This is a genomic window from Pseudomonas sp. BIGb0176, from assembly GCF_024810175.1.
Classification (GTDB): Bacteria; Pseudomonadota; Gammaproteobacteria; order Pseudomonadales; family Pseudomonadaceae; genus Aquipseudomonas; species Aquipseudomonas protegens.
Genome location: NZ_JANUEC010000003.1, coordinates 567,587 through 582,473, shown reverse-complemented (window position 1 = coordinate 582,473; position 14,887 = coordinate 567,587). Strand labels below are relative to the sequence as shown.

The 14,887-nt window shown below is 61.2% G+C and carries 14 protein-coding genes and 2 pseudogenes; 8 read left to right on the top strand and 8 right to left on the bottom strand.

The annotated features are described in order from the left end of the window. Positions 1 to 51 precede the first annotated feature (51 nt). From M2395_RS20780 to M2395_RS20760, 5 genes are all read left to right on the top strand, one after another. Positions 52 to 483 carry a PACE efflux transporter gene (locus tag M2395_RS20780; RefSeq protein ID WP_015636721.1) on the top strand — a complete coding sequence of 144 codons (432 nt, stop codon included), beginning with the start codon at positions 52 to 54 and terminating at the stop codon, positions 481 to 483. Positions 484 to 573: 90 nt separating this feature from the next. After that, on the top strand, positions 574 to 1,206 hold the full coding sequence (locus tag M2395_RS20775) for a glutathione S-transferase family protein (protein ID WP_123431339.1): 633 nt from the start codon (positions 574 to 576) through the stop codon (positions 1,204 to 1,206). 37 nt (positions 1,207 to 1,243) lie between these two features. Beyond that, positions 1,244 to 1,987 (top strand): NAD(P)-dependent oxidoreductase, encoded by a 744-nt coding sequence (locus tag M2395_RS20770; RefSeq protein ID WP_015636722.1) that lies wholly within the window; start codon positions 1,244 to 1,246, stop codon positions 1,985 to 1,987. Positions 1,988 to 2,166: 179 nt separating this feature from the next. Further along, positions 2,167 to 3,582 (top strand): MFS transporter, encoded by a 1,416-nt coding sequence (locus M2395_RS20765; protein ID WP_019093580.1) that lies wholly within the window; start codon positions 2,167 to 2,169, stop codon positions 3,580 to 3,582. A 160-nt stretch (positions 3,583 to 3,742) separates the two neighbouring features. Then, positions 3,743 to 4,252, top strand: coding sequence for a hypothetical protein (locus M2395_RS20760; protein WP_011062843.1), 510 nt, complete (start codon positions 3,743 to 3,745; stop codon positions 4,250 to 4,252). Between the two features lie 60 nt (positions 4,253 to 4,312). Here the strand turns inward: M2395_RS20760 and M2395_RS31915 are convergent. From M2395_RS31915 to M2395_RS20745, 3 genes and pseudogenes are all read right to left on the bottom strand, one after another. After that, a pseudogene (locus M2395_RS31915) lies at positions 4,313 to 4,732 on the bottom strand (methyl-accepting chemotaxis protein); the annotation flags it as partial. Positions 4,733 to 4,858: 126 nt separating this feature from the next. Continuing rightward, positions 4,859 to 5,632: pseudogene (locus tag M2395_RS31910) on the bottom strand (PAS domain-containing protein); the annotation flags it as partial. 537 nt (positions 5,633 to 6,169) lie between these two features. Then, positions 6,170 to 7,030 (bottom strand): LysR family transcriptional regulator, encoded by an 861-nt coding sequence (locus tag M2395_RS20745; protein WP_041774414.1) that lies wholly within the window; start codon positions 7,028 to 7,030, stop codon positions 6,170 to 6,172. A 98-nt stretch (positions 7,031 to 7,128) separates the two neighbouring features. Between M2395_RS20745 and gstA the strand changes: the two genes are divergently transcribed. Both gstA and M2395_RS20735 read left to right on the top strand, forming a co-directional pair. Beyond that, positions 7,129 to 7,731, top strand: coding sequence for a glutathione transferase GstA (gene gstA / locus M2395_RS20740; RefSeq protein ID WP_077934656.1), 603 nt, complete (start codon positions 7,129 to 7,131; stop codon positions 7,729 to 7,731). Positions 7,732 to 7,996: 265 nt separating this feature from the next. Continuing rightward, positions 7,997 to 8,422 (top strand): GNAT family N-acetyltransferase, encoded by a 426-nt coding sequence (locus M2395_RS20735; protein ID WP_077934657.1) that lies wholly within the window; start codon positions 7,997 to 7,999, stop codon positions 8,420 to 8,422. 18 nt (positions 8,423 to 8,440) lie between these two features. Here M2395_RS20735 and def read toward each other — a convergent pair whose 3' ends face one another. From def to M2395_RS20720, 3 genes are all read right to left on the bottom strand, one after another. Beyond that, entirely contained in the window at positions 8,441 to 8,980 is a 540-nt protein-coding gene (gene def, locus M2395_RS20730) for a peptide deformylase (protein ID WP_011062848.1), read from the bottom strand. A gap of 2 nt (positions 8,981 to 8,982) precedes the next feature. Continuing rightward, positions 8,983 to 9,927: a YihY/virulence factor BrkB family protein gene (locus M2395_RS20725; RefSeq protein ID WP_015636729.1), complete on the bottom strand. Its 945-nt coding sequence runs from the start codon at positions 9,925 to 9,927 to the stop codon at positions 8,983 to 8,985. A 186-nt stretch (positions 9,928 to 10,113) separates the two neighbouring features. Further along, positions 10,114 to 10,305: a CsbD family protein gene (locus tag M2395_RS20720; protein ID WP_011062850.1), complete on the bottom strand. Its 192-nt coding sequence runs from the start codon at positions 10,303 to 10,305 to the stop codon at positions 10,114 to 10,116. Positions 10,306 to 10,515: 210 nt separating this feature from the next. On the opposite strand from M2395_RS20720, the gene M2395_RS20715 reads away from it, so the two are divergent. After that, positions 10,516 to 10,893: a hypothetical protein gene (locus M2395_RS20715; RefSeq protein WP_015636730.1), complete on the top strand. Its 378-nt coding sequence runs from the start codon at positions 10,516 to 10,518 to the stop codon at positions 10,891 to 10,893. Between the two features lie 61 nt (positions 10,894 to 10,954). On the opposite strand, the gene fadD1 is transcribed toward M2395_RS20715, so the two are convergent. Further along, positions 10,955 to 12,646, bottom strand: coding sequence for a long-chain-fatty-acid--CoA ligase FadD1 (gene fadD1, locus M2395_RS20710; RefSeq protein ID WP_011062852.1), 1,692 nt, complete (start codon positions 12,644 to 12,646; stop codon positions 10,955 to 10,957). A 340-nt stretch (positions 12,647 to 12,986) separates the two neighbouring features. Further along, positions 12,987 to 14,675, bottom strand: a complete 1,689-nt coding sequence (gene fadD2 / locus M2395_RS20705) for a long-chain-fatty-acid--CoA ligase FadD2 (RefSeq protein ID WP_011062853.1) — start codon at positions 14,673 to 14,675, stop codon at positions 12,987 to 12,989. Positions 14,676 to 14,887: the final 212 nt, after the last annotated feature.

The window sequence follows — 14,887 nt, the reverse complement described above, 5'->3', positions numbered from 1 at the left end:
CCCTGCGCCACCCTCAGGCTGGCCATTCCCATTCAAAATCGAGGAACCCGCATGCAAGGCGTGAAACGCAAACTGGTCTATGTCTCTTTATTCGAAGTGTTCGGCATGACCTTCTCGGCCCTGGGCCTGGCCCTGCTGTCCGGCACCTCGCCCAGCAGCACCGGGCCGCTGGCGGTGGTCATCACCAGCATCGCGGTGACCTGGAACTTCATCTACACCACCCTGTTCGAGCGCTGGGAAAGCCGCCAGCCATCGCGCACCCGTACGGTCAAGCGGCGCATTGCCCATGCCGTGGGTTTCCAGTTGACCCTGATCGTGTTCCTGATCCCGCTGATCGCCTGGTGGATGGCGATCAGCCTGGTGCAGGCCTTTCTCCTGGACCTGGCGCTGATCCTGTTCATCCCCTGCTACACCTTTGCCTTCAACTGGCTGTTCGACCGGGTTTTCGGCTTGCCGGCCTCGGCCCTCCCCGATCCGGCCTGAGATACCCGTATCGGCAAATTGATCGTCGCCGAGACGACACCACGCTGTTAGATTCCCATGGCCATCCAGTACCACGAACAAGGAAGCGTCATGGGAACCCGCTGCAGAATTCTCGGTAAAGCCTCGTCCATCAATGTCAGGAAAGTCTTGTGGACCTGTGAGGAGCTTGGGCTTTCCTACCAGCAGGAAGACTGGGGTAGTGGCTTTCAGTCCACCCATACCCCCGAGTTTCTCGCCCTCAACCCCAATGCCCAGGTGCCGGTGCTGATCGACGACGCCGGGGTCCTGTGGGAATCCAACAGCATCTGCCGCTACCTGGCCAACCTGCACCCCGGCTGCGGCCTGCTGCCCACCGCCCCGCGCGCCCGGGCCCTGGTTGAACAGTGGATGGACTGGCAGGTCACCGAGCTGAACCCGTCCTGGAGCTATGCCTTCATGGGCCTGGTGCGCCAGCATGCGGATTACCAGGACAGCCAGCGCATCGGCGCCAGCCTGCTGGCCTGGAATGCCAAGATGCAAATCCTCGAACGCCAGCTCGAGCGCTCGGGCGCCTATGTTCTGGGCGAGGATTTCAGCCTTGCGGATATCGTTCTTGGCCTCTCGGTGAATCGCTGGAAGATGACCCCCATGGAGCACCCGGCCTACCCCGCCGTGGCCGCCTACTACGAACGCCTCAGCCTGCACCCGGGCTTCATGCTGCACGGGCGCAATGGCATCGCCTGAGCTGGCCATCCCTCCTCTGGCCCATCGGAGATTCGAAATGAACGGACTTAACGTACTACTGACCGGCGCTTGCGGCAGGATCGGCAAGGTGTTTTTTCAGGGCTCCCAGGAGCGCCACCGCTTCACCCTCACCGACCGGGTAGAGCCGGACTTCGAAATCCCCGCGCCACACCGCTTCGTGCGCCTGGACCTCGACGACCCGCAAGCCATCGGCCGCCTGCTCCCGGGGATCGACGTCATCGTGCACCTGGCCGGCATTCCCCATGCCAGCGCCAGCTTCGACGAGTTGCTGCCGAACAACATCCTCGCCACCACCTACCTGTTCGAGGCCGCGGTACAGGCCGGTTGCCGGCGCCTGGTATTTGCCAGCAGCGCCCAGACCATCGAGGGCTACCCGGTGGACCGGCAGATCACCCCGGGCATGCCGGTGATGCCAGCCAACCTGTATGGCGTGAGCAAGTGCTACGGCGAGGCGCTATGCGCCTTCTATGCCGCCAAGCGCGGGCTGTCCTGCATTGCCCTGCGCATTGGTGCGTTCGAAGACCCGAAACACCACGAACTGACCACCACCCGCGACCTGAGCGCCTGGCTCAGCCCACGGGATGCAGTGCAGTTGTTGCAACGGGCAGTGGAAACCCCGGGGGTGCAACTGCTGATCGGCCACGGCATTTCCAACAATCGCTTCAAGCGCCTGGACCTCAGCGAAACCACCCGGGTGCTGGGCTACGAACCGGTGGACGATGCCTTCCAGGAAGATTTCGGCATTCCCATCACCTACTGAGCCACCACCGGGCACCCGCCGTCACGCGCGGGTGCCCGGCGTTGCGCTATAAATCCGGCAGATGTAACGAAATACGACAATAAATCAGCGCATCCTCCGGTTTACGCACGTGGATTCACAATCCTTGGTTTCCGTTAGCAGGCTAAGATTTCCGCTCTGTGTCCTGTGGAATTCCCTGCATGCCCGCCTCTGCCCCGCTCACCAGCGACCTCGACCCTCAACGCGCCGCCGGCATCAGCGCGCGCATCGACCGCCTGCCTGCCGTGGCCACGATCTGGCGCCTGGTGGCGCTGCTGTCCATTGGCGGTTTTTTCGAGCTGTACGACCTGTTCCAGACCGCCTACATCAGCCCGGGGCTGATCCGCGACGGGATCTTCGCCAGCGGCAACCAGGGGGTGTTCGGTTTTTCCGACCAGGCGGCCTTCGCCTCGGCGACCTTTCTCGGCCTGTTCCTCGGCGCCAGCCTGCTGAGCCCGATAGCCGACCGCTTCGGACGCCGGGCGATCTTCACCTTCGCCCTGATCTGGTACACCCTGGCCACGGTGCTGATGGGGCTGCAGAGCACGGCGTTGGGGATCATCTGCATGCGATTCCTGGTGGGCATCGGCCTGGGTATCGAACTGGTGACCATCGACGCCTACCTCAGCGAACTGGTGCCCAAGCGCATGCGCAGCTCGGCCTTCGCCTTTGCCTTTTTCGTGCAGTTCCTGTCGGTGCCGGCAGTGGCGCTGATGTCCTGGTGGCTGGTGCCCCAGGCGCCCTGGGGGATCTCCGGCTGGCGCTGGGTGGTGCTGGCCAGTGCGGTGTTCGCCCTGTTCATCTGGTGGTTGCGCTCACGCTTGCCGGAGTCACCACGCTGGCTCGCCCAGCACGGGCGCTTCGACGAAGCCGACCGGATCCTGCAAGGCCTCGAGACCCGCTGCGCCCGGGACTACGCCAAGCCGCTGGATGAGCCCGAACCCCAGGCCGTGGATATCCAGGGCCGTGGGCGCTTCGCCGATATCTGGCAACCGCCCTACCGCCGCCGGGCCCTGATGCTGATCGTGTTTCACGTGTTCCAGGCCATCGGCTTCTTCGGTTTCGGCAACTGGCTGCCGGCGCTGCTGTCGGGCCAGGGCGTGAGCGTCACCCACAGCCTGCTGTACGCCTTCATCATCACCCTGGCCTACCCCCTGGGGCCGCTGCTGTTCGTGCGTTTCGCCAACCGCTTCGAGAACAAGTGGCAGATCGTCGGCTCGGCCCTGGGCGCCATGACCTTCGGCACCTTGTTCGCCCTGCAGAGCAGCGCCCTGGGGCTGATTGTCTGCGGGGTGATGATCACCTTCTGCAATGCCTGGCTGAGCTTCAGCTACCACTCCTACCAGAGCGAATTGTTCCCCACCAACATTCGCGCCCGGGCGGTGGGCTTCTGTTACTCGTTCAGCCGCTTGTCGACGGTGTTCAGCAGTTTGCTGGTGGGCTTTTTCCTCGAGCATTTCGGCACGCCCGGGGTCCTGGCCTTTATCGTCAGCAGCATGCTGATCGTGATCCTGACCATCGGCCGCTTCGGGCCGCGCACCCGCAACCTGGCCCTGGAAGACATTGCCCACGCATGAAGACGGCGCCGGCAGCGGTTGCCTGAAAGCGGCAAGACTTGTCCGCTTGCTGGCAGCCACGACCGGCGTCTTGAGCCAAGCCCTTGATATACAAGGGCGTATCAATCGGCATGGAACTTGCTAAAACCTCAGCCTAGTTCTCTTACACAGGTTCCCGATCATGTTGGTCAACGCCCAGAAATCCGTTTCGGTGCAGCCCACCTCGCGCACCGATATGGACCCGACTACCGCAGCCGCCAGCGCGCTGTACAGCGGCATGCTGCAACAGGCCCAGAACTCCGTGACCTACCCGGCGTCCCAGTCCTCCAGCCAGCAGGCCAACAGCGTGGACGACAACGTCAACGCCGCCTTCGCCAAGACCCGCGTGCTGCTCCAGGCCACGCCACCGACCGCCAGTGCCGCGCAGGCTACCAGCGCGACGGAAACCGGCGCGCTGAGCGAGTTCAAGGACTACATGAGCAAGACCCCGGAACAGCGCCTGCGCGACAGCATCCTCAAGGACATGGGGCTGACCGAGGAAGACCTGAAGAACCTGCCGCCAGAGCGCCAACTGGCGATCAACCAGGAAATTGCCCAGCGCCTGCAGGACAAGATGCAACTGGCCAAGGAAGAGAAAGACGCCAAGGACAGCGCCAAACCGGTGGACGAGAAGTTCCTCGCGGCGCTGTAACCCCGCTGGACGCAAAAGGGTTCCCCATGGGAACCCTTTTTTGTGCCCGGCGAAAACCGGTTACTGCAACTGCAGGGTCGAGTTGAACTGGCTGATGGCATCCACCACGTGCCGCGAGCCCTGCTGGATCTCCAGGATCACCTCTCCCGCCTCATTCGCCAGTTCGACCCCGAGCCCGGTGCGGCTCAGGCTCGACTGCATGCTGGTCACCGCGCTCGTCGACAGGTCGTGGTTCTTGCGCACCACCTCGACGATTTCCACCGTCGCCTGGCTGGTGCGCGCCGCCAGGCTGCGCACCTCGTCCGCGACCACGGCGAAACCGCGCCCGTGCTCACCGGCACGGGCGGCCTCGATGGCCGCGTTGAGGGCCAGCAGGTTGGTCTGGTCGGCGATCCCGCGGATGGTCTGGACGATGCTGCCGATGATGTCCGACTGCTTGCTCACCGCATCGATGCTGTGGGCCGCTTCATTGAGGTCATGGGAAATCTGCTGAATGATTTCCACGGTCTGCTGCACCACCTCCGAGCCCTTCTGCGCACAGGCGTCGTTCTGCACCGAGGTGCTGTGGGCGGACTCGGCGGCGGAGCGCAAGGTGGTCATCTGATCGGTGATGTCGCTGGCGATCTTCACCACCTTGTACAGACGGCCCTTGGTATCGAACAGCGGGTTGTAGGAGGCTTCGAGAAACACCGTCTGCCCATACTTGTTTTCCCGCTCGAAACGATGGGAGTGAAACTCGCCACGGTTCAACGAAGCCCAGAATTGCTTGTACTCCGGGGATTCAGCCTCGGAACGGTGGCAGAACATGCTGTGATGCTGGCCAACGATTTCATTCAGGGTGTACTGCATGGTCTTCAGGAAATTGTCGTTGGCGGTGATGATCCTGCCGTCCGGGCTGAACTCGATGATGGCCATGGAACGGCCGATAGCGTTCAGCAGGCTCTGGTTCTCATGTTCGACATGGATGCGTTCGGAGATGTCCGACGCCACCTTGATCACACTGCGCACCTGACGATCGGCATCGAACACCGGCATGTAGCTGGCTTCGAGCCAGATCTCCCGGCCACGCTTGTCCAGGCGCAAAAAAGTCCCGCTGACCGGTTCGCCACGCCCCAGGTCGCGCCACAGCTTGGTGTACTCCTCGCTGCGATAGAAGTCTTCCTCACAGAAAATCCGGTGATGCTTGCCACGTATGTCTTCTGCGGAGTAGCCCATGACCTGGCAGAAGTTTTCATTGGCATCCAGCACGATGCCATCGGGCGAGAACTCGATCATCGCCATGGAACGACTGATCGCCGCCAACTTGGCGTTGGCCTCGCTCAGCGCACAGTTGAATCGTTCGATTTCCAGCAGGTCAGCCTTGTGATGTAGGTTAAACATGGTTGTATCACCTTCAACGCTGTCTTTTGATTGACGGAAGTTTCTAGTCTTTCAACTGATCCACCACAACGATCTATAAAACAGGGCAAGCGCCTCCCTCCATATGAGAGAGGAAGTGTCAGGTGATAAATGATGTTTAATCGGAGAGTCCATGTTGCAACGCTCTTATCAAGCCATCCTTTACTTGATGCCCCATTTCCGGGCCTGACCTAACAAAGTTAAGAAACTCCATCTAAATCGACACTCCTGATACTGCGGTGCCTCTAACTGCGCACTCTCGCCTTTATTCATGGATTCAATACTGCGCCCTGGATGAAGGTCGCACGCATACCGGTTACAACGGCGCAGGCCGCGCGGGACGGATACTCATAGGCCAACAGATACGAATTTTCACAATTGAGCATAGACAGCCGCAGTCTCTATGCAAGGCCACTAGTCAGTCTGTTTTCACAACTTTCGAGGTATTGAAGTGCATTCGCGACAAGTAACAAACAAGACATAAACAGAGCCTGTGGCAAAGCCCGGGAAGCTCCCGCACTAAAACTCTTCGAGGGTCGACAGAAACGCCTGGACCAGCACACTCGACTCCCGCCCCGGCGCCGCTACCAGGGCGAACTCCCGCTCCACTCCTGTGCTCAGCTCCAGCACCCGCAACCCTTCGCGCTGCACCGGTAACGTACTCTGCGGCACCAGAGTCACTCCCAGCCGCTCGCGCACCAGGCTGAAGGCACTGTTCCATTCCCGCACCTCCACCCGGACGTCGGCCAGGGGGATCCCGGCCTCGGCGGCCAGGCTGCGGGCATTCACCGAACAGCCCCCGGTGGCCAGGACAAAGGGCTGCGCCAGCAAGGTTTCAAGGTCGATGGTCGAGGCCTGCCAGGGGTGATCTTCAGGTAGCACCGCGACCCACGAATCACGCCCCAGCAACCAAGAGCGGCGCTCGGGGGCCGGGTTGAGCACGACCCCAAGGTCCACCAGTTGCGCCTCTAGCAGCGTTTCGACCTCATCATCACTGACCTCCAGCTGCACCACCTCGATGCCCGGATACAGCTGCTTGAAACGCCGCAGCAACGGCGGCAGGAAAGTCGCCAGGACCATGGGAAAGCCCGCCAGTCGCACACTGCCTTGAGGAATGCCCCGCGCCGCGTCCACCTGCCGGCGGACCTCGGCCAGGGCCTCGAGCATCACCCGCGCCTGGGCCAGCACCTGCAAACCGATCGCCGTGGGCAGCGCCTGGCGGCTCTCGCGGACAAACAGCTGCACCCCGAGCATGTCCTCCATCTGGGCCAGGGCCTGGCTGGCCCCGGACTGGGTCATGCCCACCTGCTCGGCGGCCCGGGTGATGGTGGCGCACTCGGCAATCGCCACCAGCAGGCGCCAGTGCATCAGGTTCATCATGGCAGTAGCTGTCCTTATGGCAGTGTTCTGAAAGATTAATTTTACCCATGTTGCCGCCTTACACGACACTGGCTCGCACGTTCACCAGAGACCTGCCGATGAAACTCTACTACGCCCCACAAGCCTGCTCCCTGGCCTCCCATATCGTGCTGCGCGAGCTGCAATTGCCGTTCGAGGCCATCCGCGTCGACAACCGCAGCAAGCGCACCGCCGACGGCCGGGACTTCCTCGCCATCAACCCCAAGGGCTACGTAGCCGCGCTGCAACTGGACGATGGCCAGGTCCTCACTGAAGGCCCGGCCATCCTGCAATACCTCGCCGACCTCAAGCCCGAGTCCGGCCTGGCCGCGGCCAATGGCAGCTGGGAGCGGGTGCGCCTGCAGGAAACCCTGAACTTCATCACCAGCGAAGTGCACGGGATCATGGGCTGGCTGTTCAATCCGGGGTTCGATGATGGGGTGAAAGAGGTGTTCAAGCAGAAGTTGTTCAAGCGCCTGGCCTTGCTCGAGCAGACGCTGGAACACCAGGACTACCTGCAAGGCGCGCAGTTCGGGATCGCCGATGCCTACCTGTTCACCGTCCTGCGCTGGACGGCATTGTTCGCCATCAACCTGGCGAACTGGCCGGCGCTGTCGCGGTTCCAGGCTCGGGTCGAACAGCGACCGGCGGTACGCGATGCCCTGGCGCTGGAACTGGCCTGAGGGGAGAGAGCACGAAGCCCGCGGGGCGGGCTTCGTCAAAGTGATCAGTGGCCGAAGATATTCACTTCGGTCTTCTTGGCCTTTTTCTCGGCGCGTTTCTCGTCTGCGCTCTTTGCCGGCTTTTTCTTGGCATTTTTCTTGGCGTTCATACCTTTGGACATGACGTTCACTCCACTGATGCGGGAAAGGCTTCAGGTATAGCACCTATAGTCGGCCAGGGTTCTTTTATAATCCGCCGGCCCCTGTTGCCAAATCCGGAAACCTCATGCCCGACCTCCAGATCAACCTGCTTGCCGAGGTTGAACGGCCCTTGCTGAACAAGTTCTATCGCCAGCACCGGTCATCCATGCGCGCCGCTTTCGAGGGCCAGCTCTGGGTTGCCAGAAGCAGTGAAATCATCGCTGGCATGAGCCTGAGCCCGACAGCTGAAGGCTATTGGCTGACGGGCCTGTTCGTCGCCCCGACCAGTCGCGGCCAGGGGCTGGCCAGCCAGCTGGTGGGGCAGGCCGTGCAAAGCGTCGAAGGCCCGGTCTGGCTGTTCTGCCATCCGGACCTGCAGGCCCTGTACCGGTCGATGGGCTTCTGCAGCACGACCTGCCTGCCACACGCCTTGAACGAACGGCTGGCCCGCTACCAGCGCAGCAAACCGTTGCTGGCCATGGCCATCGACCGGCCTGGGTCGAGGCCCTGACACCGGGCGGGCCGGGGCTTATTCGTCGGCGTTGGGGTCGAGGTCGGGAAACAGCACTTCGGTGAAGCCGAACTTGCTGAAATCGCTGATCCGCGAGGGGTACAGCCGGCCGATCAGGTGATCGCACTCATGCTGCACCACCCGGGCGTGGAAACCCGAGGCCACGCGCACAATGGGCTCGCCCCTGGGGTCGAAGCCTTCGTAGCGGATGTGCTGGTAGCGCTGCACCGCGCCGCGCAGGCCGGGAACCGAGAGACAACCTTCCCAGCCCTCTTCCAGCACCGGGCTCAAGGGCGTGATCAGCGGATTGATGAGGATGGTTTGCGGCACAGCTTCGGCTTCCGGATAACGTTCGCTGTGCTCGAAGCCGAAGATCACCAGTTGCAGGTCGACACCGATCTGCGGCGCCGCCAGGCCGACGCCACCCACGCTTTCCATGGTCTGGAACATATCGTCGATCAGTTCCCAGAGCTCGGGGCTGTCGAACATTTCCGGCGGTACCGGCGGGGCGATGCGCAGCAGGCGCTCATCGCCCATCTTGAGGATTTCACGGATCATGATCAGGCTTCGTCAGTGGTCGGCTTGAGCGAGTGGTCCCGGCCCAGTCCCGAAACGTGTTGTTTTTCGTCGTGCTGGTCAAAGTCCTTTTCGCCAGGGTCCTTGCCTTCGGCCGACATGTGTTCGATCACCGCGTTCATCTCCGCTCCCAGCAACAGCACTGCGGCGGAGATATAGAAGTACAGCAACAGCACGATGATCGCACCGATACTGCCATACATGGCGTTGTAGTTAGCGAACGTCTTCACGTAGTAGGCAAAACCCAGGGAAGCGACGATCCATACCACCACCGCCAGCACCGAGCCCGGGGTGATGAAGCGGAACTTCTGCTGCACATCGGGCATCACGTAGTACATCAGGGCCACGGCCACCATCATCAGCAGCACGATCACCGGCCAGCGCAGGATGGTCCACAGGGTGACGATGAAGTCCTCCAGGCCCACCTGCCCCGCCAGCCAGGCCATCACCTGCGGCCCCAGCACCATCAGCGCCGCGGCGGCCAGAAGCATGCCGGCAATGCCCACGGTGTAGAACACCGACAGCGGGAAGCGCTTCCAGATCGGCCGCCCCTCGACCACGTCGTAGGCGGCGTTCATCGCGCTCATCATCAGGCGTACACCCGCCGAAGCGGTCCACAGGGCGATGACGATACCGATGGACAGCAGGCCACCCTTGGACTGCTGCAATTGATCGATGACCGGGTTGACCTGCTCCAGGGCCTCGTGGGGCAGCACCAGCTCCGACTGCAGGCGCAGCCAGGTGAAGAAGTCCGGCAGATGGAGGAAACCGATCAGGGCGATCAGGAACAGAATGAAGGGGAACAGCGAGAACAGCATCTGGTAGGCCAGTGCCGAGGCGTAGGTGGACATCTCGTCCGCGATGAACTCATTCACCGTGCGGATCAGTACCCGGTGCAGGGGCAAACCTTTGAGGTCCGGAAAAATCATAGCGTCTCCTTTCGCCGCAAAAAGGTTGAAGTCGATAGCGACTCAGGGGGCGTTTTCTACAACAAATTAGCCTAGTTGGCGAACCGCAACCATTTCCAGTGGCCGATTCCCCTCTCTCACCCATCCCTCACATGAAAACGGCCATCCGTGGATGGCCGCTGCAGTGGGTCATCGAACAGGCCGTTTTCAGGCCTTGTCGATGGTCTTTTTCACTGCATCCTTGGCTTTGCCCACCGCTTGCTGGGCTTCGCCTTTCTTCTCCTGCAGCTTGCCTTCAGCCTGCAGCTTGGTGTTGTCGGTGGCTTTGCCGACACCTTGCTTGACGTTACCGATGGCTTCGTTAGCCAGACCTTTTGCCTTATCCGCTGTGCTGCCCATGGTATTTCTCCGTAGAACATTCATTGATCGAACAAAGGGGATTGCGTCGTTACCCAAGGTTGACCCGCGGCTTTCGCGCAGAGTTTCAATTATTTTTGCCGGGCATTTCATCGCGCCACCCAGGTAGCGCTTTATGTTTGCCGGGCAACCCGGGAGAATGCTCCCCCTGTTCAGGCCAAGCACTGAAGATCCAACCCCCGTAGGAACGTTATGAAACTCGATAAAAAGCAGGCTATCGCCCGCAGGAACCAGGAACTGGGCGGTGCGGTGCTGGGCGTCAACAACTGCCACTTCGCGGAGCTGAACCGCAACCGCAATATCTGGTGGTTCGATATCCTGGTCACCCGCCTGGCCATCGGTCAGTACGAATGGGTGCACCTGCTGCTGCACACCCCGGACACCGATCAACTGCTGCACCTGAAAGTGCCTACGGTGTTCCTGCGGGAAAAACTCGAAGGCCTGGTGATCCGCAACGAAGGCAAGCGCAAGGCCGCCCTGAGCCTGGAGTTGAGCGCCGACAAGGACTCCTTCCTCAAGGACGTGCGCCCGGCCGGCACCGGCGTGAGCTTCGCCCAGTTCCAGCAGTAAGGCGGGCGCCGCCCAATAAAAAAGCCCCGCACTGGCGGGGCTTTTTTGTGGGCGCTGCGGCTTACTTCTTCACGCCGAGCTTCTTCAGCTCTTCGTCACGCAGCTCGCGGCGCAGGATCTTGCCGACGTTGGTGGTTGGCAACGCATCGCGGAACTCAACAGCCTTGGGCACCTTGTAGCCGGTGACATTGGCACGCATGTGCGCCATCACCTGCTCCTTGGTCAGGGTCACGCCCGGCTTGACCACGATGAAGATCTTGATGGTCTCACCGGATTTCTCGTCCGGCACGCCGATCGCCGCGCACTGCAGCACGCCCGGCAGCGAGGCCAGTACGTCTTCCAGCTCATTGGGATAGACGTTGAAACCGGAGACCAGAATCATGTCCTTCTTGCGGTCGACGATGCGGATGTAGCCATTGGGCTGGATCAGCGCGATATCACCGGTCTTCAGCCAGCCTTCGCTGTTGAGGACTTCATCGGTGGCATCCTGGCGCTGCCAGTAGCCCTTCATCACCTGCGGGCCCTTCACGCACAGTTCGCCGACTTCGCCCAGGGGCAGCTCTTCCCCGGCGTCGTCCACCACCCGGCACAGGGTCGAAGGCACCGGAATGCCGATGGTGCCGATCTGGATGTTCTGGATCGGGTTGACCGTGGCCACCGGGCTGGTCTCGGTCATGCCGTAGCCTTCGCAGATCGGGCAGTTGGTCACTTCCTTCCAACGCTCGGCCGCCGCCAGTTGCAGGGCCATGCCACCGGACAAGGTGACTTTCAGCGCCGAGAAATCCAGCTTGCGGAACGCTTCACTGTTGCACAGGGCGACAAACAGGGTGTTGAGGCCGACAAAGCCGCTGAACTTCCACTTCGACAGCTCCTTGACCATCGCCGGCAAGTCCCGCGGGTTGCTGATCAGGATGTTGTGGTTGCCCATGAGCATGATGGCCATGCAATGGAAGGTGAACGCATAGATGTGGTACAGCGGCAGCGGGGTGATGAGGATCTCGCAGCCTTCATTGAGGTTTGAGCCCATCAGCGCCTTGCACTGCAGCATGTTGGCCACCAGGTTGCGGTGGGTCAGCATGGCGCCCTTGGCGACCCCGGTGGTGCCACCGGTGTATTGCAGCACTGCCACGTCGCTGCTGGCAGGGTTGGCTTCCTGCACTGGCTGGCCATGGCCCTTGCGCAGAACGTCATTGAACTTGACGGCCTGGGGCAGGTGATAGGCCGGCACCATCTTCTTCACGTACTTGACCACGCTGTTGATCAGCAGGCGCTTGAGCGGCGGCAGCAGGTCCGCCACTTCGGTGACGATCACGTGCCTGACCCCGGTCTTGGGTACCACGGCCTCTGCCAGGTGGGCCATGTTGGCCAGGCAGACCAGGGCCTTGGCGCCGGAGTCGTTGAATTGGTGTTCCATTTCCCGCGCGGTGTACAGCGGGTTGGTATTGACCACGATCAGGCCGGCGCGGATCGCACCGAATACCGCGATCGGGTATTGCAGCAGGTTGGGCAGTTGCAAGGCGATTCGATCGCCGGGCTGCAAATCGGTATGCTGCTGCAGGTACGCGGCAAAGGCCCCGGACAGTTCGTACAGTTCACCGTAGGTGATTGTCTTGCCGAGGTTGCTAAAGGCCGGTTTGTTAGCGAAACGTTGGCAGGACTGCTTCAACACCGCCTGAATATTCGGATACTCGTCTGGATTGATATCGGCAGCAATCCCAGCTGGGTACTTATCCTTCCAAAAGTCTTCGATCATGGAAGCCCACTCCTCAGCAACGCGAATTCATCACCGCATTTGATGCGATTATTATTTGTCTGTGTTTTTTATTGGTGTCTATTGTTGGTGAGTCTGGCTTTTACTTAGGCCGAGAAGTCACAAAGCGCGCCGAGAGTAGCAGCTTTGGAAAAGGCCGACTAGAGCCAAAGAAGGCCTGAATAGTCACAAAAATGACTCAAGACACTTAAATGGTCACTTTTAGAGTAAAAATTCTACCCGCCTGAATTCCGCTCTGGCCCGGGGCTTTGCGCCCCTCGGAATGCAGAGCGGGCAAGCTGGTTGCGCCAACCGGCTTGCCCGCCAGGTAAAAGCCCTGGGCTCAAGCGATATCGCGCAACTCGCGGCGCAGGATCTTGCCCACCGGGGTCATCGGCAAAGAGTCACGCAGCACAATGTGCTTGGGCACCTTGTAGCCGGTGAAATTCTCTTTGCAGTAGGCCTTGAGCTCTTCAAGGCTGACCCCCGCCTCACGCGGCACCACAAACAGCTTCACCGCCTCGCCGGAACGCTCGTCCGGTATACCGATGACTGCACAGTTGGCGACTTTCGGGTGAGCCATGACCACATCCTCGATCTCGTTCGGGTACACGTTGAAACCCGAGACGATGATCATGTCCTTCTTGCGATCGACGATGCGCACGAAACCGTCCGGATCGATCACCGCGATATCACCGGACTTGAACCAGCCCTCGGCATCCAGCACTTCGGCGGTGGCCTCGGGTTTGTTCCAGTAGCCCTTCATGATCTGCGGGCCCTTGATGCACAGCTCGCCCCGCTCGCCCAACGGCAGCTCGACGCCCTGGTCATCGATGATCTTCAAGGTGGTGCCCGGTACCGGCAGGCCGACGGTGCCCAGCCGCGAACGCTCGCCATAGGGGTTGGTACAGGCCACCGGCGAGGTTTCGGTCAGCCCGTAGCCTTCGGTGATCCGGCAGCCGGTCAGCTTCTGCCAGCGCTCGGCGGTAGCCTTGACCAGGGCCGTGCCGCCAGAGTTGGTGAGCTTCAGATTGGAAAAATCCAGGTTCTTGAAATCCGGGTGATCCATCAGTGCCACAAACAGCGTGTTGAGCCCCAGTAGCGCAGAAAAACGCCACTTCTTCAGCTCCTTGATGAAGCCGCCGATGTCCCGCGGGTTGGTGATCAGCACGTTGTGGTTGCCGGTCACCATCATGCACATGCAGTTCGCGGTGAAGGCATAGATGTGGTACAGCGGCAGCGGCGCGATCATCACCTCCTGGCCTTCGCGCCACTGGGTGTGGCCGTCGGGCCCATGCTGGCCGAGGCAGGCCCGCGCCTGCTGCATGTTGGCCACCAGGTTGCCGTGGGTCAGCATCGCGCCCTTGGCCAGGCCGGTGGTGCCCCCGGTGTACTGCAGCACCGCAACATCGTCGTGGCCCACCTGCAGCGGCTTGATGCTCTGGCCACGCCCCAGGCGCAGGGCACTCTTGAAGGAAATGGCCTGGGGCAGGTGGTAGGCCGGCACCATCTTCTTGACCTTGTCCACCACGGTATTGATCAGCCAACCCTTGGCGCTGGGCATCATGTCGCCCATCCGGGCCTCGATCAGGAACTGGATATCGGTATCCCCCAGCACTTCCTGGACCTTCTGGCCGAAGATGTTCAGGTAGACCAGGGCCCGGGCCCCGCAATCCTTGAACTGGTGGCGCATCTCCCGCGCGGTGTACAGCGGGTTGGTATTGACCACCACCAGCCCTGCGCGCAAGGCTCCGAATACCGCGATCGGGTACTGCAAAACGTTGGGCATCTGCACCGCAATACGGTCTCCCGGAACCAGATCGGTATGGCTTTGCAGATAACCGGCGAAGGCCGCGCTGTAGCGTTCCAGCTCGGCGTAGGTGAGGGTCACGCCCATGTTGCTGAAGGCCGGGCGATCAGCGAATTTCTTGCAGGAACGCTCAAACACCTCGATCACCGACTTGAAGGCCCCCAGGTCGATCTCGTTGGGGACGCCAGCGGGGCGCTTATCATTCCAGAAATCAGGTTGCATTATTCTTGTCCTCTCTTGTACCTGAGCTGTCCGGGCCGCCACTGCAACGCTCTCAGGGGCGGGGCTCCTCGGACGTTAGCAGCTATGGCGATTCAGGCAAATATGCGCAAGTGTGTCATTAATTTTGTGAATCTTGCTTCCAACGGGCGCGCGAATCAGACGCCCAGGCACCGATGCGCTATAAAGTGCAGCGTCTTCGAGCAAAGGAATCG